The sequence below is a fragment of the Candidatus Thioglobus autotrophicus genome, from assembly GCF_001293165.1.
GTDB lineage: Bacteria > Pseudomonadota > Gammaproteobacteria > PS1 > Pseudothioglobaceae > Thioglobus_A > Thioglobus_A autotrophicus.
In genome coordinates, this window is the sequence record NZ_CP010552.1 from 1,090,262 (window position 1) to 1,112,746 (window position 22,485).

General features: G+C 39.6%; 20 protein-coding genes and 4 tRNA genes. 17 read left to right on the forward strand and 7 right to left on the reverse strand.

Annotated elements, in window-relative coordinates; genetic code table 11:
* Window position 1: 1 nt before the first annotated feature.
* The 7 genes from rsmH to ppsA all read right to left on the reverse strand — a co-directional run bounded on the left by rsmH (window position 2) and on the right by ppsA (window position 7,973).
* Window positions 2–925 (reverse strand): 16S rRNA (cytosine(1402)-N(4))-methyltransferase RsmH, encoded by a 924-nt coding sequence (gene rsmH, locus SP60_RS05930; RefSeq protein WP_053951748.1) that lies wholly within the window; start codon window positions 923–925, stop codon window positions 2–4.
* Window positions 922–1,374: a division/cell wall cluster transcriptional repressor MraZ gene (gene mraZ, locus SP60_RS05935; protein WP_053951749.1), complete on the reverse strand. Its 453-nt coding sequence runs from the start codon at window positions 1,372–1,374 to the stop codon at window positions 922–924. The genes rsmH and mraZ overlap by 4 nt, the downstream gene beginning before the upstream one ends.
* A gap of 405 nt (window positions 1,375–1,779) precedes the next feature.
* Window positions 1,780–3,078: a TRAP transporter large permease gene (locus tag SP60_RS05940; protein ID WP_053951750.1), complete on the reverse strand. Its 1,299-nt coding sequence runs from the start codon at window positions 3,076–3,078 to the stop codon at window positions 1,780–1,782.
* Window positions 3,075–3,590, reverse strand: a complete 516-nt coding sequence (locus SP60_RS05945) for a TRAP transporter small permease (protein WP_053951751.1) — start codon at window positions 3,588–3,590, stop codon at window positions 3,075–3,077. The genes SP60_RS05940 and SP60_RS05945 overlap by 4 nt, the downstream gene beginning before the upstream one ends.
* A 112-nt stretch (window positions 3,591–3,702) precedes the next feature.
* Complete coding sequence (locus tag SP60_RS05950) at window positions 3,703–4,701, reverse strand: TRAP transporter substrate-binding protein (RefSeq protein ID WP_053951752.1); 999 nt, start codon at window positions 4,699–4,701, stop codon at window positions 3,703–3,705.
* Between the two features lie 94 nt (window positions 4,702–4,795).
* Window positions 4,796–5,620 (reverse strand): posphoenolpyruvate synthetase regulatory kinase/phosphorylase PpsR, encoded by an 825-nt coding sequence (gene ppsR, locus SP60_RS05955; RefSeq protein ID WP_233487238.1) that lies wholly within the window; start codon window positions 5,618–5,620, stop codon window positions 4,796–4,798.
* Window positions 5,601–7,973: a phosphoenolpyruvate synthase gene (ppsA, locus tag SP60_RS05960; RefSeq protein WP_053951753.1), complete on the reverse strand. Its 2,373-nt coding sequence runs from the start codon at window positions 7,971–7,973 to the stop codon at window positions 5,601–5,603. The genes ppsR and ppsA overlap by 20 nt, the downstream gene beginning before the upstream one ends.
* Window positions 7,974–8,254: 281 nt before the next feature.
* On the opposite strand from ppsA, the gene SP60_RS05965 reads away from it, so the two are divergent.
* The 17 genes from SP60_RS05965 to rpoB all read left to right on the forward strand — a co-directional run bounded on the left by SP60_RS05965 (window position 8,255) and on the right by rpoB (window position 22,484).
* Window positions 8,255–8,737 carry a hypothetical protein gene (locus SP60_RS05965; protein WP_053951754.1) on the forward strand — a complete coding sequence of 161 codons (483 nt, stop codon included), beginning with the start codon at window positions 8,255–8,257 and terminating at the stop codon, window positions 8,735–8,737.
* Window positions 8,724–9,320: a succinate dehydrogenase/fumarate reductase transmembrane subunit gene (locus SP60_RS05970; protein WP_053951755.1), complete on the forward strand. Its 597-nt coding sequence runs from the start codon at window positions 8,724–8,726 to the stop codon at window positions 9,318–9,320. Before SP60_RS05965 ends, SP60_RS05970 begins: the two co-directional genes overlap by 14 nt.
* Window positions 9,317–11,245: a fumarate reductase/succinate dehydrogenase flavoprotein subunit gene (locus SP60_RS05975; protein ID WP_053951756.1), complete on the forward strand. Its 1,929-nt coding sequence runs from the start codon at window positions 9,317–9,319 to the stop codon at window positions 11,243–11,245. Before SP60_RS05970 ends, SP60_RS05975 begins: the two co-directional genes overlap by 4 nt.
* Window positions 11,242–11,973: a succinate dehydrogenase/fumarate reductase iron-sulfur subunit gene (locus SP60_RS05980; RefSeq protein ID WP_053951757.1), complete on the forward strand. Its 732-nt coding sequence runs from the start codon at window positions 11,242–11,244 to the stop codon at window positions 11,971–11,973. The genes SP60_RS05975 and SP60_RS05980 overlap by 4 nt, the downstream gene beginning before the upstream one ends.
* Window positions 11,974–12,015: 42 nt before the next feature.
* Window positions 12,016–13,242 (forward strand): malic enzyme-like NAD(P)-binding protein, encoded by a 1,227-nt coding sequence (locus SP60_RS05985; RefSeq protein WP_053951758.1) that lies wholly within the window; start codon window positions 12,016–12,018, stop codon window positions 13,240–13,242.
* Between the two features lie 72 nt (window positions 13,243–13,314).
* Window positions 13,315–13,399, forward strand: a tRNA-Tyr gene (locus SP60_RS05990).
* Between the two features lie 16 nt (window positions 13,400–13,415).
* Window positions 13,416–13,489: transfer RNA gene (locus SP60_RS05995), tRNA-Gly, on the forward strand.
* Between the two features lie 13 nt (window positions 13,490–13,502).
* Window positions 13,503–13,578 (forward strand) — tRNA-Thr (locus SP60_RS06000).
* Between the two features lie 40 nt (window positions 13,579–13,618).
* A complete protein-coding gene (gene tuf, locus SP60_RS06005; protein ID WP_053951621.1) occupies window positions 13,619–14,809 on the forward strand; it encodes an elongation factor Tu in 1,191 nt (396 codons plus the stop codon).
* 71 nt (window positions 14,810–14,880) lie between these two features.
* Window positions 14,881–14,956, forward strand: a tRNA-Trp gene (locus SP60_RS06010).
* Window positions 14,957–14,972: 16 nt separating this feature from the next.
* Entirely contained in the window at window positions 14,973–15,344 is a 372-nt protein-coding gene (gene secE, locus SP60_RS06015; RefSeq protein ID WP_053951759.1) for a preprotein translocase subunit SecE, read from the forward strand.
* An 11-nt stretch (window positions 15,345–15,355) separates the two neighbouring features.
* Complete coding sequence (gene nusG, locus SP60_RS06020; RefSeq protein ID WP_053951760.1) at window positions 15,356–15,889, forward strand: transcription termination/antitermination protein NusG; 534 nt, start codon at window positions 15,356–15,358, stop codon at window positions 15,887–15,889.
* Window positions 15,890–15,973: 84 nt separating this feature from the next.
* Window positions 15,974–16,402 (forward strand): 50S ribosomal protein L11, encoded by a 429-nt coding sequence (rplK, locus tag SP60_RS06025; RefSeq protein ID WP_053951761.1) that lies wholly within the window; start codon window positions 15,974–15,976, stop codon window positions 16,400–16,402.
* A 4-nt stretch (window positions 16,403–16,406) separates the two neighbouring features.
* Window positions 16,407–17,102 (forward strand): 50S ribosomal protein L1, encoded by a 696-nt coding sequence (gene rplA, locus SP60_RS06030; protein WP_053951762.1) that lies wholly within the window; start codon window positions 16,407–16,409, stop codon window positions 17,100–17,102.
* Window positions 17,103–17,301: 199 nt separating this feature from the next.
* Window positions 17,302–17,820, forward strand: a complete 519-nt coding sequence (gene rplJ / locus SP60_RS06035; protein WP_053951763.1) for a 50S ribosomal protein L10 — start codon at window positions 17,302–17,304, stop codon at window positions 17,818–17,820.
* Between the two features lie 32 nt (window positions 17,821–17,852).
* Window positions 17,853–18,230: a 50S ribosomal protein L7/L12 gene (gene rplL, locus SP60_RS06040; RefSeq protein WP_053951764.1), complete on the forward strand. Its 378-nt coding sequence runs from the start codon at window positions 17,853–17,855 to the stop codon at window positions 18,228–18,230.
* A 171-nt stretch (window positions 18,231–18,401) separates the two neighbouring features.
* Complete coding sequence (gene rpoB, locus SP60_RS06045; protein WP_053951765.1) at window positions 18,402–22,484, forward strand: DNA-directed RNA polymerase subunit beta; 4,083 nt, start codon at window positions 18,402–18,404, stop codon at window positions 22,482–22,484.
* Window position 22,485: the final 1 nt, after the last annotated feature.

Consider the following 22,485-nt stretch of genomic DNA (forward strand, 5'->3'; position numbering starts at 1 on the left):
ATCAGTTTTTCACCGCAACCCTTAAGATAGCGCTACGTGAACGTTTATTGTGTTTTACTTCGTCTTTACTAGCAAATTGTTTACCTAGATCCTTAAACGGCATTTTTTCTAATGCTTGATTAGCCACTGGCAAGCCTTTAGGCAGGGGCTTTTGTCGTGAATTTTTCTGAATAAAACGCTTTACAATACGGTCTTCAATCGAGTGAAAACTGATAATAGATAATCTGCCATTGTTACTTAGAACGTCTTTAGAATGCTCTAACGTCTCTGTAAGCTGTTTAAGCTCTTGATTGATAAAAATTCGAATCGCTTGGAAAGTTCGTGTGGCGGGGTGTTTTTTCTTTTGACCTCTGACCACTTCACTAACAAGATTGGCCAATTGTAAAGTGGTCTCTAATGATTGCTCTAATTGAAATTTTTTAATTCTAGAAGCGATATGACGAGATTTTTTTTCATCACCAAATTGATAAATCACATTGGCAATTTCTTCTTCATTAGCCTGTGCTAACCATTGCGCCGCACTTAATCCTGTGGTTTGATTCATGCGCATATCCAAGGGGCCTTCAGTTTGAAAGCTAAAACCTCGATCGGCGTTGTCAAGTTGTGGCGAAGAGACGCCTAAGTCCATCAAAATTCCGTTAATTTTTCCGCTAAGTCCGAGGGCTTCAATCGCGGTGTGCATTTGTGAAAAAGGACTGTGAATTAGGGTTAATCGAGGGTCATTAAATTTATCTTTAGCGTATTCAATGGCGCTTAAATCTTGGTCAAAAGCAATCAGTTGAGCCTGATCACCCAGTCGATCTAAAATCCCCTGAGAATGGCCACCACGTCCAAAAGTCGCATCAATATAAATACCATGTTCGATTAAATCAAGCGCATCAATCGATTCATTAAACATAACCGATTGATGATGATTTGAGCTCATAACGATAATTGAGAAATTTCTATTGGGATTTCTTCCTTTTTGCTTAACGCTTCTAGGTTGTTAAGCTGCTCATTCCAAGTATCTTCATCCCAGAGTTCAAAATTGTGACCTTGGCCACTGAGAATAATTTTTTTGCCAATGTTTGCATAGTCTCGCAAAGCACTAGGGATTAAGATGCGCGCTGCTTTGTCTAGCTCACAATCTGTTGCATGTCCAATGAGCTTGCGCTTTAAGCGTTTGGTATGGATATTTAAAGAAGGCAGGGCGCTGACTTTTTCTTCCAGCGCTTGCCAATCTTTTAAGGGGTATAACAATAAACATGGATCATCAGGATGAATACTAAGTACCATCTGTCCGGCGCAAATACTATCGATCTGAACCTGATGACGCGTGGGGACTTTTATTCGCCCCTTTGCATCGACTGTTAAATTGTGTACACCTCTAAACATTTTTTAATGGTGTTAAACAATCGTTGCAAAACCCAATGAAAGGATAACTGCTGCTGATGCGTAGATAAAAGTGTGTAGTAAAGCGTCCATATTTTTCTCTCCCGAATGATTGATTGGTTGCATTTTTTATAACTCTCCTCAAGTAGTTATAAATAACATTTTATACCACTTTGTACCACTTTCAACCACTTTATTATAATTTTGATAAAAATACGTTTAATAAAAATTTAACAAATTATTGAAATGTGACAAATATCAGTGTTTAAAAGGGTTTTAAAGGTGTTATCTTGATCAAAAAAGTGTGTTTTTGGCCGAAAAAATACGGTTTTTTGCTAGAAAAATGGCAAATTTGGAGAATGATAGATATTTTTTTAAAAATTTTGGATATTTTGCAAATGAGCAAATTTAACCGCCAATAATCTCTGGACCCATGAGCAGGGTTGGTAGGTAAGTAGATATTTGCGGAATAAAGGTGATCATCATCAAGAAAACCATCATTAGTAATAACCATGGCAAGGTTGATTTAATCACTTCAATCAGTGGCATGCCAGTAATGCTTGAGGTGACAAACAGATTCAGGCCGACGGGTGGGGTGAGCATGCCAATTTCCATATTAACCACCATGATAATACCCAAGTGAATAGGGTCAATGCCGAGCTCTATCGCAATAGGAAATAAGATAGGCGCCATAATCAGTAATACCGCTGAAGGCTCCATGAAGTTGCCAGCGATCAGTAACACCAAATTAACAATGAGTAAAAATCCCCATACGGGCAATCCAAATGCAATGATAGTTTCAGCGATTTCGTGTGGAATACGTTCGTTGGTCAGTACAAAGGCAAAAAGCATGGCGTTAGCAATAATGAACATCAGCATGATTGAGGTTTTTGCTGAATCCTTAATGACGGTCGAAATTTCTTTTATTTTGATATCTTTATAAACAAATACGCCCAGAATAAAGGCGTAAACGGCCGCGACGGCGGCGGCTTCAGTTGGGGTGAAAATGCCACCATAAATACCACCCATAATAATAACCACTAAGAACAATCCACCTGATGCACCCGTAAAGGCTTTGATTAAATGCTTGAATCCTTTAAAGGTCACGCTTGGATAGCCTTTAATTCTGGCGGTGAAATAAATGGCAACCATCATCATTGAGCCAATGATCAGCCCTGGAATAACACCTGCTAAAAACATTCTGCCGACGGACACTTCAGTAGCAGCGGCGTATACTACCATTACAATAGAAGGTGGTATGAGAATACCCATGGTGCCAGCAGAGCTAATAACGCCGGCGGCGTAAGATTGTGGATAGCCTTCTTTCACCATGCCAGCAATTACAATAGAGCCGATGGCGATAACGGTGGCAGGTGATGAGCCAGAAACAGCAGCAAACATCATGCAAGCGAGTACAGAGGCCATTGGCAGGCCGCCTTTAATCCAGCCTATACTGGCGATAGCAAAATCAACCAAACGTTGTGCAGAGCCACCTTTGGATAAAAAAGAAGAGGCTAGAATGAAAAATGGAATCGCCATTAATGTGTAATGCTCCATAGCACTGAATAAATGACCTGCAAGGGATGCTAGAGATTCACTGCCGAATAGAAGAATAACGGTGACACTGGACAGGCCTAATGAAAAGGCGACAGGAACACCCATAGCCATCAAGCCAAAAAGCATAAAGAATAGAGTGAAAATAATCATTCTTTATAGTCGTTGTTGTGCGTATCAAAATGCATGGAGGATGTTTTGTTATTAATAACATCAATTGCTACTTCAATCAGTCGATAAAACATCAGTGCAAAGCCTAGTGGCAGGATGATTTTGGCTTGCCATTCTAGGATTGGTAAGTCTTCCATTTCAATGTCAATATCTTTAAGTAGCGATACATATTCATAACTACCAATAAACATAATGATGACAAACACCATGCAAGCTGAAATGGCAAATAAGGTGATTATTTTTTTATTTTTTTTAGAGAATAAATCAACAACGCTATCTACTGCAATGTGTGCACCGCATTTGATAATATAAGAAGCACCTAGTAAAACTAGCCAGGCAAATAAATAGGTTGTGGCCTCGAGCACCCAAACGGCGCCAGAATTAAAAACATAGCGAGCAACAACTTGTGAAAAAGTCAGTAGCGTCATCGAGGCTAATAAGAGGGTGATAAGCCACTCTTCAAGATGATTGATAAGGTTTGAGAATTTAATCATGAAAAAATCTTTGCGTAATTATGACTATTGCTAATATGTCTTTGATTCATAATTATGAAAAGGTTTTTTATAAAAACACAACACTTAGATTGGTTGTGTTTTTATTATTTCCTTAGTTTTTGGCGTTACACTGCTGTACTGCAGCAATGTTGTCTTTGCCCACTTGGTCTTCAAATTGAGCCCAAACTGGCTTCATAGCGCTCACCCATTGCTCTTTTTGTGAATCAGTAAGTGTGTGGATGTTGGTTTTTCCAGAATCTGCAACAGTCTGCATATCTTTAACCGCTGCATCCAGTGCAAACTGCGTAACTTGAACTGTTACTTCTTTAACAATTTGGTCTAACTGCATACGAATGTCAGTTGGTAGATTATTCCAAAAACGCTTATTAGTAACAAGTGCGTACTCTAAAACACCATGGTTAGAGATAGTGGTATCTTTTTGTACTTCAAAGAATTTCTTTGAACGAATATTTGACCAGGTGTTTTCTTGGCCATCAATAACACCCGTTGCAAGCGCATTGTAAACTTCTGAAAAGGCCATTTTTTGTGGATTTGCATTAACCGCTTCAAATTGTGCTTTGAGTACATCAGAGCTCATGATACGGAATTTCAACCCTTTGGCATCTTCAGGGTTAATTAAAGCATGGTTAGCTGAAATTTGCTTCATACCGTTTAGCCAGTAGCCTAAACCTTTAATGCCTTTTCTTTCAGCAGCCCCTAAAAGCGCCTGACCCTTAGCAGAGTCGGTAAAGCAATTAAGTGCTTGTGGGTTTTTAAATAAGAAAGGCAGGTCAAATAATGCCCATTGCTTAGTGTATTTGCTAAATTTAGATAGCGATGGTGCTGCTAATTGAACATCATTTAATAACAAGGCTTTTAAAACAGCCTTATCAGTATATAGTTGAGAACTTGGAAAAACCTCAACACGCACTTTTCCGCCTAGACGCTCATCTACCAGTTTTTTAAACAACATGGCGCCTTTGCCTTTGGGTGTAGCTTCTGTGGTGACGTGTGAAAACTTGATCACAATTTCTTTAGCAGAGGCTATAGGTGATGCGAGTAATCCCATGGCAACAACAGTGGCTGCTATTAATTTTATATCTTTTTTCATTTTTCTCTCCTCAGAGTAGTTTAGTCAATAACAATTGCAAGGTTATGCTATAAGTTTAATCCTGTCAATGGCCTTCTAAAATAAAGCATGCGGCTTATCTTAGCGATAATTTGTTGATAATTTTGGCACTAATTTCCTCAATAGAAGTTTGTGTGGTATCTATAAAAGGAATGTGGTTAGTGTGGTACAAATCTTCTGCACGTTTCACTTCATTTTGGCATTGCTTGAGTGAGGCATAGTTACTATTACTTCTACGCTCATCTCTGATTTTTTGCAGGCGAATGGGGTTAATGGTAAGACCAAATAACTTGTGTTTATAGGGTTGCAAGCTTTCTGGTAGGCGCGTATTGTCCAGGTCTTGTTCGATGAGTGGGTAGTTCGCTGCATTAATACCGTATTGCAATGCCATAAATAAACAGCTGGGTGTTTTGCCGGAGCGGGATACGCCAATCAGAATAAGGTCTGCATTTTCATAACTTTTGGCGCCTAAACCATCGTCACTGCCTAGGGCAAAGTTAATACTACTAATTCGATCTGTATAGTTGCTATTATGGCTTAATCCATGCAATCGTCCGGCAGTATGCGAAGATTTTAGTTCTAGCGAACGCTCCATTTTTGAGATAAACGTATCAAAAAAATCAAAAAATACACAATCACTTTTTGACATCATGACTCGAAATTCATGATTAATTTGAGTGCTAAATACCAAGACTGGACTGCCTGCCTTTGAAGAGGCACGATTGACCTGTTCAACTGCATCGATGGCTTTATCCAGTGTGTCAATAAAGGATAGGTGGATTTTATTAAATTCCACACTTTCAAATTGGCTGAGCAGACTACTTCCCAATGCTTCTGCCGTAATGCCTGTACGGTCAGAAACGAAAAAGACGTCTGTGCTTTTAATGTTTTGCTTGACCAAGGTGTGACCAGGTTTGTACAACGGTATCTGGATTGAGCGAAATGCTGGTGATTTTTTGTTCCAGTAGCCATTGTGCTAACTCTGGATGATCAGAAGGGCCTTGTCCACAAATACCAATATATTTATTTTGTGCATGACAAGCACTAATTGCCATAGAAATCATCTTCTTAACCGCCGGGTCTTGCTCGTCAAATCCATCGGCAATAATGCCTGAGTCACGATCCATGCCTAGAGTGAGTTGTGTTAAGTCATTAGAGCCAATGGAGAAGCCGTCAAAATAGTGTAAAAATTCATCAGCAAGTACAGCATTTGAAGGTAGCTCGCACATCATAATCACTCGAAGGCCGTTAACACCACGCTCCAATCCGTTAATCTTTAAGAGTTCAATAACTTGGGCAGCTTCGCTCAAGGTTCTGACAAATGGGATCATAATTTCTACATTAGTTAATCCCATTTCTTCTCTAACTTTTTTAAGTGCCTGACATTCTAATTCAAAGCAAGCTCTAAAATCTTCTGACAAGTATCTGGCTGTCCCTCTGAAGCCGATCATTGGGTTTTCCTCAGTAGGTTCGTATCTTGTGCCTGCATATAGATTTGCATATTCGTTGGATTTAAAATCCGACATTCTAATAATGACAGGGCTATTAGAAAATGAGGCGGCGATAGTAGCAATACCTTCGGTAAGTTTGCTCACATAGAATTCAAGAGGAGAGTTGTAGCCTGCTGTTTTTTGTTGAATATGTGCTTGCATATCACTCGGCAATTGGTTAAATTCCAGCAATGCCTTAGGGTGAATGCCAATAGTGGTATTAATGATAAACTCCAAGCGCGCCAAGCCAACGCCCGCATTAGGAATGCTGGCAAAATCAAAGGCTCTACTTGGATTACCAACATTCATCATAATTTTGGTGGGAATTTCAGGCAGTGCATCAACCGCTAGCTGTGTGTGCTCAAAATCTAGTATGCCTTCATAGACATAGCCGGTATCACCTTGTGCACAAGAGGCGGTGACAGGTGTTTGATTAGTTAAGGCCTCTGTTGCATTGCCCGTGCCAACAATGGCTGGAACGCCTAATTCACGAGCGATAATAGCAGCGTGACAGGTACGACCTCCGCGATTGGTAATAATAGCAGAGGCGCGTTTCATCACCGGCTCCCAATCGGGATCTGTCATGTCTGTGACTAAAACATCTCCTGGTTGAACTTGGTCCATTTCAGAAATGTTACTAATAATACGCGCAGGACCGTGTCCAATTTTTTGACCAATGGCTCGACCTTCAATGAGTATGTCTGATTTTTGTGTGAGTTGATATCTATCGATTGTATGCGAGGTGTCTTCTCTGCTTTTAACCGTCTCTGGACGAGCTTGTACAATATAGAGTTTGTTATTGCCGCCATCGAGTGCCCATTCGATATCCATCGGCCTTTGATAGTGTTTTTCAATAATGACTGCGTAGCGAGCAAGCTCTTGAATTTGATCGTCGTTTAAACTGAATTGCTGCTGTTGATCTTTAGGGACAGATTCAATGGCAACACTGCTTTTTAAATCATCATAAGCGTAAGTCATTTTGATTTCTTTTGAGCCTAGGGTTCGACTTAAAATAGCTGGTTTATTAGCGTGCAAGGTTGGTTTATGGGCATAAAACTCATCAGGGTTAACCGAGCCTTGAACCACTGTTTCACCTAGTCCATAAGCAGAAGTGATAAAGACTGTTTCATCAAATCCAGATTCTGTGTCAATCGTAAACATAACACCACTGGCACCAATGTCACTTCTGACCATTTGTTGAATGCCTGCTGATAGGGCGACTTCTGAATGCTCAAATCCTTGGTGTACACGATATGAAATAGCGCGATCGTTATAAAGGGAGGCGAATACTTTCTTGATAGCGCCAAGGATATCGTCAATACCATGGACATTGAGATAAGTTTCTTGTTGTCCGGCGAATGAGGCTTCAGGCAAATCCTCGGCAGTTGCAGAAGATCTTACCGCAAAGGTGGCCGTTGATCCTAGCTCTTGTTCCAATTGTTGATAATTGCTAATAATATCATTGTGTAGTGCCTCTGGAAAATGAGATTCTTGCACCCAGTTACGTATGGTTGAGCCAACAGAGGTTAGTGCTTGGATATTATTAGGATCTAGATCTTTAAGCAACTCATTAATTTTTACTTTGAGATTATTATGATCTAGAAACATTTCAAAAGCATAGGCTGTTGTGGCAAAGCCACCAGGTACTCGCACACCTTGGCTGGTTAAGGCGCCAATCATTTCTCCTAAAGAAGCGTTTTTTCCACCAACACTTTCTACATCGGTAATACCCACTTTATCTAGCCAAACAACATAATCACTCATATCTCCCCCTTGGTTATTGTGATTAAAACAATTAAATTTTGTTGTGTCAATTTGATTGTTCTTTAGGTTTCTTATAATATAGGATGATTTTTAATAGGTCGCTTTATTATTGTAATAATATTTCATATTATGAAAATAGTTGGTTACATTATGAAAAAAATAGTTAGGTAAGACGGGTTTATGTATGATAATCTTTATCTTAATAAAACCATAACACCAAGACTGTTTAATATTTAGTACATAGGTTTAAACATTTAAGTAATATTTTTATAAGGGGGGGTATGAAATACCATTTAATCGATAAAGAATCCATTGATACGGTACTTGATAAAGCTAGACAGTATCGATCATTACTAGAGCCAGATTTGGCCATTAGCATTTGTATTGATGTGTTTGCAGTAGATCCTGACAATCAGCAAGCACTTGTGGTTTATATCTTGGCATTAACGGATCAATTAAGCCTTAGTAATGTCAAAATCTCGCATAAGAAAATTACAGAAACAATTGATAGACTCGATTCTGAATTTCATCGACATTATTATATGGGTATCTTTTTGGAAAGAAAGGCAAGAGGGCTGTTAAAACACTCTATGTCTCACTCTTTTGCTTATAAAGGCTTAATGGAAGCAATTGGCAAGTATGAAATTGCTGAGAAAATGGCACCTAAACACTGTTCAGATCCGATTTTGCGTTATAACAGTTGCCTTAGAACTATAGAAAAAGAAGGCTTACAGCCTAGAAAGGAATTCGATGAACTTTTTTAATCACACAGCAACGCGTAAAAAATGGATGGCCATTGCTGGTTTAATTTGGCTTTTGTATCTTGTTTTTCATTTGTTGAGCCTGCTTAACTTTCATTCAGGAAAAGATACTTTTAATGATTTTTATCATTGGTTTTCGCAAACGCCTTTTTATGCCTTTATGTTGGTACTATTGATTGCAACACTAATTTTTCATGTGATTACCGCTGTTTCTCGTCAACTTTATAATAACACTAGTGCTGGAGTTAGATATCAGAAAAAATATCCTGAGGCTATTCCAAGAGTGCTAGCTTGGGGCGGTGCAGCTGCATTATTCGCCTTTATTGTTTTTCATTCTGTGCAGATGACACTATTGATTGATAAAGTCGATTTATACCAATCAATTGTCTCTATGTTTTCTAATCCAATCATGTGGCTTATTTATGGACTTGGTTTGATAACCTTGGCGGCGCACTTGCATCACGGACTAACTAATGTATTACAAACATTTGGCTTATCGTCCAAGCATCATCATGCTGCTGCAATTGGCATTGTTCTGGTTGTTGTTGTTAGTTTTATTAGTATTCCAATGAGTGTTATATTATGAGTAATCTTTATGCAAACGAGCCAACAGGTCCTTTAGAGAGTCGTTGGGAAAAACATCTGTTCAACTTATCGTTAATTGCGCCACAAAATCGTAAAAAACATAAGATTATTGTTGTGGGTACAGGGCTTGCAGGCGCTTCTCTGTGTGCGACATTGGGTGAAGCCGGTTATCAAGTAAGCTCTTTTTGTTTTCAAGATTCCCCACGCAGAGCGCATTCTATTGCTGCACAAGGTGGTATTAATGCCACCAAAAATTATCAAAATGATGGTGACAGTGTTTGGCGTTTATTTTACGACACCATTAAAGGTGGTGATTTTAGAGCGCGCGAATCTAATGTATATCGTTTAGCTGAGTTGAGTGGTAATATTATTGACCAAGCTGTTGCTCAAGGCGTGCCTTTTGCCAGAGAGTATAGTGGTTATTTGGCTAACCGTTCGTTTGGTGGAACCCAAGTTTCTCGAACTTTTTATGCACGCGGACAAACAGGCCAGCAGTTGTTACTTGGCGCTTATCAAGCGCATAGTCGTCAACTGGAAAATGACAACGTTTCTCATCAGTCTCGAGCAGAAATGTTGGAGCTAATTATGGTTGATGATAAAGCGCGAGGCGTGATAGTGAGAGATTTGATCAGTGGCGAGATCTCTGCACACACAGCTGATTGTGTTATTTTGTGCACAGGTGGCTATAGCAATGCCTTTTATTTATCAACCAATGCCAAAGGTTGCAATACCTCAGCAACTTGGCGTGCTTATAAGCAGGGCGCGTATTTTGCCAACCCAAGCTTTACTCAAATTCACCCAACTTGTGTACCACCAACAGGTGAGAATCAATCTAAATTGACGCTAATGAGTGAGTCTTTGCGTAATGATGGACGTATTTGGGCCCCTAAAAATATCGAAGATTGCACAAAAAATCCAGCGGACATTAAAGAAGAAGATAGAGATTATTTTTTAGAAAGAATGTATCCAGCTTTTGCCAATCTAGTGCCTAGAGATGTAGCATCACGTGCGGTGAAGCATATTTGTGACCAAGGTCATGGTGTGGGCAGTAAGATTCATGGCCAACGTTTGGGTGTGTATTTAGATTTTAGCGCTATTATTGAAAAATTAGGCCTAGAGGCAGTCGCCGAAAAGTACGGTAATTTATTTGACATGTATTCGAGTATTACTGGTGAAGATCCTTATCAAACCCCGATGAAGATTTATCCGGCGCCACACTACACCATGGGTGGATTGTGGGTAGATTACAATTTAATGACAACCATAGAGGGTTTATTTGCCGGTGGTGAAGCTAATTTTTCTGACCACGGTGCTAACCGCCTGGGTGCTTCTGCACTAATGCAAGGGCTGGCAGATGGCTATTTTATTCTACCAAAAACAGTTGCTAATTATTTAGCCAATAGTAGCTTGGCTGACGTAGACGATACCCATCCTCAAGTGGTGCAGAGCTTGAAGACAGTGAAAGATCGCATTCACCAATTAATGAATGCACCCGCACCTAAACACTCACCAGAATATTTTCATCAAAAGTTAGGAAAGGTATTATGGGAAGCTTGCGGCATGTCGCGTGAAGCAGATCGATTAAATCAAGCCATTGGTGAGATTGCTGAATTAGAATCCCAGTTTTGGCAAAATATTAAAGTGACTGGCGTTGATCAAGATCTAAACCAAACGTTAGAGCGTGCGGGTCGAGTGGCAGATTTTATTGAATTAGGTAAATTGATGTGTCAAGATGCATTGATGCGTGAAGAATCTTGTGGCGCTCATGCGCGAGTGGAATATTTGTCTGAAAGTGGTGAAGCAAAAAGAGATGATGACGATTTTTCATTTGTGGGCGCATGGGAGTATAAGCCTGAACAACCAATGCTACGTAAAGAGCAGCTTAATTACGAGTTTATCGAACCGACTGTAAGGAACTACAAATGAATTTTACTCTACATATTTGGCGACAAAAAAACGGCGATATTAAAGGGGACTTTGTCACTTATCAGATTGATAATATTGATGAAGATACCTCGTTTTTGGAGATGCTTGACCAACTCAATGAACAGCTTATTGCCAAAGATCAAGATTGTATTGTTTTTGATTATGATTGCCGTGAAGGTATTTGTGGCGCTTGTTCATTGGTTATCAATGGCTATCCACATGGTGATAAAAAAGCCACAACAACGTGCCAACTGTATATGCGTGATTACAAGCATCAAACTGAGCTATGGGTAGAGCCTTGGCGCGCTGAATCGTTTCCAGTGATCAAAGACTTAACGGTTGATCGAACCTCATTTGACAATATTATTCAATCAGGTGGTTACGTATCAGTGCATACTGGGTCTGCACCTGAGGCGAATGCTTTGTTGGTGGATAAGCATAGCGCAGATGAAGCTTTTAATTCAGCCACCTGTATTGGTTGTGGCGCTTGTGTTGCTGTATGTCCAAATGCATCGGCAACCTTGTTTGTTGCCGCTAAAATTACACACTTATCGTTATTGCCACAAGGTAAGATTGAAGAACAAGATCGTGCACAAAAAATGTTTAATCAAATGGAAAGTGAAGGCTTTGGCAGTTGTTCAAATCATCGGTATTGTGAGCGTGTATGTCCTAAAGGGATTTCGGTTTCTAATATTACCAAGATGAATCAAGTTCTTGGTTGGGCGTAAAAAAATTTAAAGATACTTATTAATTAAAACAAAATAAAAATTATGATAACTCAAGAAGAATTACATCAGCAAGCACTTGATTACCACCAAGGTGATCGTCCTGGAAAATTAGTGGTTTCGTCACATAAGCAATTAGCTACAAAAGAGGATCTAAGTTTGGCATATTCACCAGGTGTTGCTGCACCTTGTCTTGAAATTGCTAAAAACCCTGAACTGGTGAATAATTACACCATTAAAAATAACTTGGTTGCTGTTATTACGGATGGTTCTGCAGTATTAGGATTGGGCAATATTGGTCCATTGGCCTCGAAACCTGTAATGGAGGGTAAGGCAGTCTTGTTTAAACATTTTGCTGATGTTGATGTGTTTGACATTGAAGTTGATACGCAAGATGTAGAAGAGTTTATTCAAACGGTTAAAAATATTGCACCAACTTTTGGTGGAATTAACTTGGAAGATATCTCTGCACCACGCTGTTTTGAAATTGAAAAACGCTTAATAGCAGAGTTGGATATTCCAGTTTTTCATGATGATCAACATGGCACGGCAATTATTATTGCAGCAGGACTTTTGAATTCAATTGAAATTCAGGGTAAGTCTATTGAAACTGCAAAGTTGGTTTGTCTAGGCGCAGGGTCAGCAGGTATTGCAACATTAAACCTTTTGTGCGAATTGGGTTTGAAAAAAGAAAACATTCTACTGGTTGACCGAGAAGGCGTAATTTCAACAGACTTGCAAAATGTCAGTGAAGTTAAAGCACAATATGCGGTTAAAACCAATAAGAAGACATTAGCAGATGCTATGCAAGATGCAGATATTTTTATTGGTGTAGCTGCGGCTAATTTAGTCTCTCAAGATATGGTTAAGTCAATGGCAGATAATCCTATTGTATTTGCCTTATCCAACCCTGATCCTGAAATTTCACCTGCTGATGCAAACGCTGTACGCGATGATTTAATTATGGCAACAGGGCGTAGTGATTACCCTAATCAGGTTAATAACGTTTTAGGCTTTCCTTTTATTTTTAGAGGCGCATTAGATGCAAAGGCGAGCGAAATTAACATTGAAATGAAAATTGCTGCTGTACATGCATTAAGAGATTTGGCGAAGTTAGAAGTCCCTAAAGATGTATTAATTGCCTACAACGCTGAGTCTATGAGTTTTGGAAAGGAATATATTATTCCTAAGCCATTTGATAAAAGACTGATCGATATCGTTCCAAAAGCTGTTTATGATGCGGCTATTGCCAGTGGCGTTTCACGACTTTAGAAAAAACTTAAAAAAACATCAAAATACCCCTTGCGAATAGTAAATAGCTATGGGATAATTGCGGATTGTTTTGGAGAGATTTACGAGTGGTTAAAGTATGTGGATTGTAAATCCATCGCCTCCGGCTTCGAAGGTTCGAATCCTTCTCTCTCCACCATAAAACAAAAGAATTTGCGGGTATCGTATATTGGTATTACCTTGGCCTTCCAAGCCAATGAGACGAGTTCGATTCTCGTTACCCGCTCCAAGTGGGGGAATGTGCTCACCTAGCTCAGTCGGTAGAGCACTTCCTTGGTAAGGAAGAGGTCGGCGGTTCAAATCCGCTGGTGAGCTCCATAATTTGTAAAATTTAATTGTAAAACGTAGGGGACTAAAAATGTCAAAAGAAAAATTTGAAAGAACCAAGCCACACGTAAACGTGGGCACAATCGGTCACGTTGACCATGGTAAAACTACGTTAACTGCAGCAATTACTAAAGTAATGGCTGAGGCTAACGGTAGTGAAGCAACAGACTTTGCTGATATTGACAAAGCACCTGAAGAAAGAGAGCGTGGTATCACGATTTCAACGTCACACGTAGAATACGAGTCAGAGACTCGTCACTACGCACACGTTGACTGCCCGGGACACGCCGACTACGTTAAAAACATGATTACTGGTGCTGCACAAATGGACGGCGCTATTATCGTTATTGCTGCAACAGACGGCCCAATGGCTCAAACGCGTGAGCACATTCTTTTATCTAAGCAAGTAGGTGTACCTTACATCGTTGTTTACATGAACAAAGCTGACATGGTTGACGATGAAGAGTTAATCGAATTAGTTGAAATGGAAATCCGTGAACTTTTAAATGAATACGATTTCCCAGGTGATGACACGCCAGTTATTCTTGGCTCTGCTCTTAAAGCTTTAGAAGGCGATACATCTGACATTGGTGTACCTTCAGTCTTAAAGCTTGTAGAAGCATTAGACACATACATCCCTGAGCCTGTACGTGACACTGAAAAGACATTCATTATGCCAATTGAGGATGTATTCTCAATCTCTGGTCGTGGTACGGTTGTAACAGGTCGTATTGAAGCTGGTATCGTTAACGTTGGTGATGAATTAGAAATCGTTGGTATTAAAGATACACAAACAACAACGTGTACGGGTGTTGAGATGTTCCGTAAGTTATTAGATTCTGGTGAAGCAGGCGATAACGTTGGTGTGCTACTTCGTGGTACTAAGCGTGAAGAAGTTGAACGTGGTCAAGTACTAGCTAAGCCTGGTTCAATTAAGCCGCACTCTAAGTTTGAAGCAGAAGTTTATGTTTTAAGTAAAGATGAGGGTGGCCGTCATACGCCATTCTTTGATAACTACCGTCCACAGTTCTACTTCCGTACAACTGACGTAACAGGTGCTTGTAAGCTACCTGATGGCGTAGAGATGGTAATGCCAGGCGATAACGTAAAGATGCAAGTAGAGCTTCTTTCACCAATCGCTATGGAAGATGGTTTAAGATTCGCAATTAGAGAAGGTGGTCGTACTGTAGGTGCGGGTGTTGTTTCTAAGGTTACGGATTAATTTTAAGCTAAAGCTTAATAAAACCTAAGAAGAATTTGGCTCGGACTTAGGTCCGAGCCTTTAAAGTTTATAGGCGAGTGGCTCAACTGGTAGAGTGGCGGTTTCCAAAACCGTTGGTTGGGGGTTCGAGTCCCTCCTCGCCTGCCATGTTAAAAGGTGTAATGTGAGTAAAGCAATAGAAAGCCAAGCAAAAGATTCATCACTAGGAATGTACTTATCAATTCTTGTAGTGATTGGGTCTCTTGTCGTGTTTTATTTGGATCCATTAGCACTAGCAACAACATTGTACAAAGTGTTGGTTTTGTTGGTGGGACTGGTTATTGCTGGCTTGATATTTTTCAAGACACCCCAAGGTAAACGTTTAGCAGCGTTCACAAAAGAAACCAAAATTGAATTACGCAAGGTTGTATGGCCAACGCGTGATGAAACTGTTAAGACAACAGGCATGATTATGGTTGCTGTTGTGATTGTTGCTATTTTCTTGTGGATAGTTGATGCATTCTTCTCATGGATGGTTCAGCTATTAACAAATTAAGAGAGTTATAAATGTCTAAAAGATGGTACGTCCTTCACGCTAGAAGTGGATATGAAGCTAAAGTTAAAACTGCAATCGAAGATGCTGTTGCTAGAGAAGGTTTAGAGGATCTAATTGGCGAAGTAATGGTTCCAACTGAACAAGTTGTTGAGCTTAAAGATGGTCAGAAAAAGACCGCTGAGCGCAAGTTTTTCCCAGGCTATATGTTGGTTAGCATGGAGCTCACTGAGCCAAGCTGGTTGTTGGTTAAAAATACCAATAATGTTATTGGCTTTATTGGCGGCTCTTCAGGCAAACCTTCACCAATTACCCAACGCGAAGTAGATCGTATTATGGCGCGCGTTCAAGAGGGTGCTGATAAACCTAAACCTAAGGTTGCTTATCAACCTGGTGAAGAGATTTTAGTGATTGATGGGCCGTTCAATGAGTTTAATGGCACGGTTGAAGCGGTTGACTATGATAAGAGTATTCTTAAAGTTGAAGTGTTAATCTTTGGTCGAACAACCTCAGTAGAGCTTGAATTTTCCCAAGTAGAAAAAACGTAAAAATAACGACTTAAAGTCGTCTGTTAAACGGGGAGCTGTATAAGCGCTTGTACCCAAATGAGGAAACCCCTCAAGGAAGTAAGAATGGCTAAAAAAATTGAATCATATATTAAGCTTCAGGTGCCTGCACAAGAAGCTAATCCTTCACCTCCGGTTGGTCCTGCACTAGGTCAGCACGGTGTAAACATCATGGAGTTTTGTAAGGCGTTTAACGCTAAAACTCAAGAAATTGATAAAGGTATGAAGGTGCCTGTAATCATTACAGTCTACAGTGACCGTAGTTTCACATTCATCACTAAGACGCCACCTGCAGCATTGTTAATCTTAAAAGTAACAGGAATCAAAAAAGGCTCAAGCGCCCCTCATACTGATAAAGTTGGTAATATTACACGTGCCCAATTAGAGGAAATTGCAGCGATCAAAATGAAAGATCTTAATGCAAATGATATGGAAGCAGCAGTCACTATTATTGCTGGCACAGCCCGTTCTATGGGTATTACGGTGGAGGGTTAATCAGATGGCTAACTTAACTAAAAAACAAAAAGACATTGCTTCTAAAGTAGAAATTGGTAAGCGTTATGCAATTGAAGATGCTTTGGCATTGATTAAAGACTGTGCAACTGCTAAATTTGATGAGTCTATTGATGTAAGTGTAAACCTTGGTGTTGACGCTAAGAAATCTGACCAAAATGTACGTGGTGCAGTCGTGCTTCCAAATGGTACTGGTAAAACAGTTCGTGTTGCGGTATTTACGCAAGGCGATAACGTCGCTAAAGCAGAAGCAGCTGGCGCTGATGTTGTCGGTATGGAAGATTTAATGAAATCTATGCAAGATGGCGATCTAAATTATGATGTTGTTATCGCTTCACCAGATGCAATGGGTGTTGTTGGTCGTCTAGGCCAAGTTTTAGGTCCTCGTGGTCTAATGCCAAACCCTAAAGTTGGTACAGTAACGCCAGATGTTGCTACCGCTGTTAACAATGCCAAAGCAGGTCAAGTACGTTACCGTACTGACAAGGCTGCTATTGTTCATGCAGGTATTGGTAAGGCGTCTTTCGATGTGAAGGCATTAGCTGAAAACATCGCTGCATTAATGGAAGCTCTTAAGAAAGCTAAACCAAGTTCAGCTAAAGGTATTTACTTTAAAAAATTAAGTGTTTCATCAACAATGGGTGCAGGCATTGCTATTGATTTAAATACGCTAGATATCTAGTAATATCAGCAAAAAGAATTCTTTGGGTCGTAGGGTGAAAATCTTGCGTTCCTCAAAGACCATAGGTGTAGATCTTCCTCCTGGAATTTTTACATAAATAACTGGTAACACAGTTGGCCTATGTAGAGGGTGCGTAAGTACTCTGTGGCGAAAGTTGTAATAATATGACTTTCTTTTTTAAACTGTTCAGGAGAGGCAAATGGCTCTAAATCTTGAAGCAAAAAAAGTTGTTGTCGAACAAGTAAATGCATTAGCAAATGATGCAATTTCTGTTGGCGTAGCTGAATATCGCGGATTGACAGTTGAACAAATGACGATGCTTCGTGCAAGTGCTTTGGATGCAGATGTTTCTTTACGTGTTGTAAAGAATTCATTAGCAAAATTAGCATTTAACGAAACAACGTGTGAGTGTGTATTACCGGTTCTTAGTGGCCCAGTAATCCTAGGATTTTCTCAAGAAGATCCAGGCGCAGTTGCACGTGTCTTCAATGACTTTGTAAAAGACAATGAAGATTTGGTCGTTAAAGGTTTGGGCGTTTCAGGTGAATTTGTAGATGCAGATCAGCTTAAGCGTATTGCAGACCTTCCAACTAAAGATCAAGCAATTAGTACAGTTATGGCATTAATGTTAGCACCAGTTGAGAAACTAGCTAGAACTTTAAACGAAGTTCCAACTAAAGTAACTCGCGTCGTGTCAGCAGTGGCGCAACAAAAATAATAATCAAATAATAAATAAAAGGAGTAAATATCATGGCATTATCAAATGAAGATATTTTAAATGCAATTGCAGATATGTCTGTAATGGATGTTGTTGAATTAGTTTCAGCAATGGAAGAGAAGTTCGGTGTAAGTGCAGCAGCAGTAGCAGCAGCACCTGCAGCAGGCGCTGGCGATGCTGGTGAAGCGGCAGCTGAAAAAGATGAGTTTGACGTTGTAATGACATCATTCGGTGAGAAGAAAGTTGCTGTTATTAAAGCAGTACGTGGTATCACTGGCCTAGGTCTTAAGGAAGCTAAAGATATGGTTGAAGCAGTTCCTGCATCGATCAAAGAAGGCGCATCTAAAGCAGAAGCAGAAGATGTTAAAAAGCAGCTTGAAGAAGCTGGTGCTAGCGTAGAACTTAAGTAATTAGTTCAGCGTAAAAACCCAAAATCCCCATTAGGGGATTTTGGTGTTTATTGCATTAGCACTCTTTATTGAGTGCTATTTCAACCTATTACTTTAACGAAAGCGATAGGTTGGTTTTATTTTAAGAAGAAAACTTCTTAAACGAATTAGATCGACTAATACGAGGTATTTATGGCTTATTCATTTACAGAAAAAAAGCGCATTAGAAATAATTTTGGTTCAAGAGCATCAATCTTGCAAGAACCAGACTTGCTAGCTATTCAAATTGATTCTTTTAACGGCTTTATTCAAGCTGGTAATGATAGTAAAGAAGATGTTGGATTGCATTCAGTGTTTCAATCTGTTTTTCCTATTACAGCAGTTAACGGCTATGCCGAAATTGAGTATGTAGATTATGAATTACAAGAGCCTAAGTTTAACGTAGAAGAGTGTAAGTTACGTGGTGTAACCTTTGCTTCTACATTGCGCGTTAAGCTTAACCTAGTATTGTTCGATAAAAACGGCTCAACGTTAAAGAAAAAACGTAAAGTTAAACAAATCATCGAAGAAGATGTTTATTTGGGCCAATTGCCACTAATGACTGATACAGGTACCTTTGTTATCAATGGTACTGAACGTGTTGTTGTTTCCCAATTGCATAGATCTCCCGGTGTTATTTTTGAGCATGATAAAGGTAAGACACACTCATCAGGCAAGATTTTATTCTCCTCACGTGTGATCCCTTACCGTGGCTCATGGTTGGACTTTGAGTTTGATCATCACGAGCATTTATATGTTCGAATTGATCGCCGCCGTAAGCTTCCAGTTACGACATTATTGCGTGCAATGGGGCTTTCTAGTAGTGAAATTCTCAATACTTTCTTTGAAAGTTCAACGATAAAAATCAAGGCTAAGTCTTGTGACTTAGGCATTAAACCATCACGCCTTCGTGGCACGATTGCTGAATTTGATATCTTATCCGGCAAGGATGTTGTTGTTGAAAAAGGCCGCCGTATTACTGCTAAGCATGTCAAGATTTTAGATACTGCTGGTGTTAAGACAATTAATGCGCCGTTAGAGTCTCTGATTGATAAAGTTATTGCTAATGACATTGTTGATACCGAAACGGGTGAGATTCTAATTGCGACTAATACGGTTATTTCTGAAGATATTTTAGAGATTTTGGTTTCAAACAAAGTGAAGAAGTTTGATGTCTTGTACATTAATGAATCTGAGACAGGTGCTTATATTTCAGATACATTGCGTCTTGATGATACTCAAACTGAAATTGAAGCACGCATGAGTATCTATCATGTGATGCGTCCGGGCGAGCCAGCTACTGAAGATGCAGTAAACTTATTGTTCAACAATCTATTCTTTAAGAATGATCGTTACGATTTGTCTAAAGTTGGACGTATGAAGCTTAATCGTCGTTTGGGTATTGAATCTGAAACAGGTGAACATGTATTAACAAATGATGACATCTTAAATGTTATTAAATTACTAATCAATATTAAAGATGGTAATGATTCTGTTGATGATGTTGATACGCTTGCAAACCGACGTGTTAGAGCGATTGGTGAAATGATTGAAAACCAATTTAGAATTGGTTTAGTTCGTGTTGAAAAAGCCGTTAGAGAAGGTTTAAACTTAGCAGAAACTGATGAGTTAACACCGCAAGATTTGATTAACTCTAAGCCTGTATCTGCCTCAGTTAGAGAGTTTTTTGGCTCTTCTCAGTTGTCACAGTTTATGGATCAAGTGAATCCATTATCGGGTGTCACTCATAAGCGTCGTATTTCAGCCTTAGGTCCTGGTGGCTTAACACGTGAACGTGCTGGTTTTGAGGTACGTGACGTACATCCATCACACTATGGTCGTCTATGTCCAATTGAAACACCAGAAGGTCCAAATATTGGCTTGATTAATACTCTGGCTGTTTATGCAAAAACTAATGATTACGGCTTCTTAGAGACACCTTACCAAGTAGTTAAAAATGGTAAAGTGACAGAAGAGATTATTTATGTATCTGCTATTGATGAAATTGCACATACGATTGCACAAGCAAACGCTACTGTTAGTGACAAAGGTCAGTTAATGGACGATTTAATTTCATGTCGCCATAAGAATGAATTTGTATTAGTTGATTCAGCTGACGTAACGTTGATCGATATTGACTCGAAGCAAATCTCATCAGTGGCAGCATCATTGATTCCATTCCTTGAGCATGACGATGCTAACCGTGCACTTATGGGTTCAAATATGCAACGCCAGGCCGTACCAACACTACGTGCTGAGAAGCCTTTGGTGGGTACTGGTATTGAGCGTGTTGTGGCAACAGACTCTCGAGTTTGTGTGACTGCAAAACATGGCGGTGTGGTTGAGGCAGTTGATGCATCACGCATTGTAATTCGTGTTGACTCTAAACAAGCTAAAGCAGGAGAGTTGGGTGTCGATATCTACAACCTAACTAAATACTCACGTTCAAATCAAAACACGTGTATTAATCAAAAGCCATTAGTAAATGTTGGTGATAAGATTACTGCAGGCGATGTATTGGCAGATGGCCCTTCGACCGACTTAGGTGAATTGGCTTTAGGTCAAAACATGAAGATTGCCTTTATGCCGTGGAATGGTTACAACTTTGAGGATTCAATTTTAATCTCTGAAAAGGTTGTGCAAGACGATCGCTATACAACAATCCATATTGAAGAATTAACAGCCTATTCTCGTGATACTAAATTAGGTCCTGAAGAAATTACAGCAGACATTCCTAATGTAAGTGAGTCAGCATTGGCTAAGCTTGATGAAGTTGGTGTGGTTTATGTTGGTGCACGTGTTAAGGGTGGTGACATTTTAGTGGGTAAAGTTACCCCTAAGAGTGAAACGGTATTATCACCAGAAGAGAAATTATTACGCGCTATCTTTGGTGAAAAAGCCAATAACGTTAAAGACTCTTCTTTAAGAATTGGTGCTTCTAAATCGGGTGTTGTTATTGACGTTCAAGTCTTTACACGTGACCGTGTAGAAAAAGATTCAAGAGCGTTAAGTATTGATGCTGAGCGTTTAGAAAAGATCAAGAAAGATATTGATGATGAGTTTGGTATTATTGATGGTGATATTTTCCGTCGTGTACGCTTGAAGTTGTCAGGTAATGTTATTACTAAGGCAGTTGGAGATATTAAAGCTGGCGAAAAGCTAAGTACAAAATTAATGAAAAAACTTGACAATAAAGATATTGCCAAGATTAAAGTTGAAGATGCATCAATCAACAAAGAAGTGGCCGCACTGGTTAAACAGGCTAAAGCTAAACAAGTTGAATTCGATAAATTCTTTGAAGAAGAAAAAGCTAAGATTAACGAAGGTGCAGAATTACCACCAGGTGTTATGAAGATGGTTAAGGTTTATGTAGCAACACGTAAGACGCTCCAGGTGGGTGATAAGATGGCGGGACGTCACGGTAACAAAGGTGTCATTTCACGCGTGTCACCTGTAGAAGACATGCCTTATTTGGCAGACGGATCAACTGTTGATGTTGTGCTTAATCCATTAGGTGTGCCGAGTCGTATGAATGTTGGCCAGGTACTGGAAGTTCATTTAGGTTATGCAGCAAAAGGCTTGGGTTACAAGATTGCAGCCATGCTAGATGAAAAGCGCAGCGAAATGGTTGCTGAAATTAGAGCGTTCTTAAATGAAATTTACAATTCTCATGGTAAGCAGGAAGATTTAGACGCATTCAATGATGAAGAAATTATTGAGTTGGCTAAAAACCTAAGAGAGGGTGTGCCAATGGCAACACCAGTATTTGATGGTATTAAAGAAAAAGATATTAAATCTTTACTTAAGTTGGCTGATTTACCAGAGTCTGGTCAAGAGCAGTTGTATGATGGTCGTACAGGTGAGGCGTTTGATCGCCCAGTAACAGTTGGTTATATGCACATGCTTAAGCTTAATCACTTGGTAGACGATAAGATGCATGCACGTTCTACAGGTCCATATTCGTTAGTCACGCAGCAGCCTCTAAGTGGTAAAGCTCAATTTGGTGGTCAACGCTTTGGTGAGATGGAAGTGTGGGCACTTGAGGCTTACGGAGCGGCACATACGCTACGCGAAATGCTAACGGTTAAGTCTGATGATGTTGCCGGTCGTGCGAAGATGTATAAGAGTATTGTTGATGGTAAAAATCTGACTGAGTCGGTTATGCCAGAATCATTTAATGTACTTATTAAAGAGATCAGATCATTAGGTATTGATGTTGAACTTGAGCAATACTAAT

Bases quoted from the DNA above. Each gene is read 5' to 3' on its own strand.
- SP60_RS05980 (WP_053951757.1), top strand. From the start codon at position 11,242: ATGAATTTTACTCTACATATTTGGCGACAAAAAAACGGCGATATTAAA.
- SP60_RS05970 (WP_053951755.1), top strand. From the start codon at position 8,724: ATGAACTTTTTTAATCACACAGCAACGCGTAAAAAATGGATGGCCATT.
- rplL (WP_053951764.1), top strand. From the start codon at position 17,853: ATGGCATTATCAAATGAAGATATTTTAAATGCAATTGCAGATATGTCT.
- SP60_RS05985 (WP_053951758.1), top strand. From the start codon at position 12,016: ATGATAACTCAAGAAGAATTACATCAGCAAGCACTTGATTACCACCAA.
- rplA (WP_053951762.1), top strand. From the start codon at position 16,407: ATGGCTAACTTAACTAAAAAACAAAAAGACATTGCTTCTAAAGTAGAA.
- SP60_RS05965 (WP_053951754.1), top strand. From the start codon at position 8,255: ATGAAATACCATTTAATCGATAAAGAATCCATTGATACGGTACTTGAT.
- rpoB (WP_053951765.1), top strand. From the start codon at position 18,402: ATGGCTTATTCATTTACAGAAAAAAAGCGCATTAGAAATAATTTTGGT.
- SP60_RS05945 (WP_053951751.1), bottom strand. From the start codon at position 3,590: ATGATTAAATTCTCAAACCTTATCAATCATCTTGAAGAGTGGCTTATC.
- tuf (WP_053951621.1), top strand. From the start codon at position 13,619: ATGTCAAAAGAAAAATTTGAAAGAACCAAGCCACACGTAAACGTGGGC.
- ppsA (WP_053951753.1), bottom strand. From the start codon at position 7,973: ATGAGTGATTATGTTGTTTGGCTAGATAAAGTGGGTATTACCGATGTA.
- rsmH (WP_053951748.1), bottom strand. From the start codon at position 925: ATGAGCTCAAATCATCATCAATCGGTTATGTTTAATGAATCGATTGAT.
- SP60_RS05950 (WP_053951752.1), bottom strand. From the start codon at position 4,701: ATGAAAAAAGATATAAAATTAATAGCAGCCACTGTTGTTGCCATGGGA.
- rplK (WP_053951761.1), top strand. From the start codon at position 15,974: ATGGCTAAAAAAATTGAATCATATATTAAGCTTCAGGTGCCTGCACAA.
- rplJ (WP_053951763.1), top strand. From the start codon at position 17,302: ATGGCTCTAAATCTTGAAGCAAAAAAAGTTGTTGTCGAACAAGTAAAT.
- SP60_RS05975 (WP_053951756.1), top strand. From the start codon at position 9,317: ATGAGTAATCTTTATGCAAACGAGCCAACAGGTCCTTTAGAGAGTCGT.
- SP60_RS05940 (WP_053951750.1), bottom strand. From the start codon at position 3,078: ATGATTATTTTCACTCTATTCTTTATGCTTTTTGGCTTGATGGCTATG.
- mraZ (WP_053951749.1), bottom strand. From the start codon at position 1,374: ATGTTTAGAGGTGTACACAATTTAACAGTCGATGCAAAGGGGCGAATA.
- nusG (WP_053951760.1), top strand. From the start codon at position 15,356: ATGTCTAAAAGATGGTACGTCCTTCACGCTAGAAGTGGATATGAAGCT.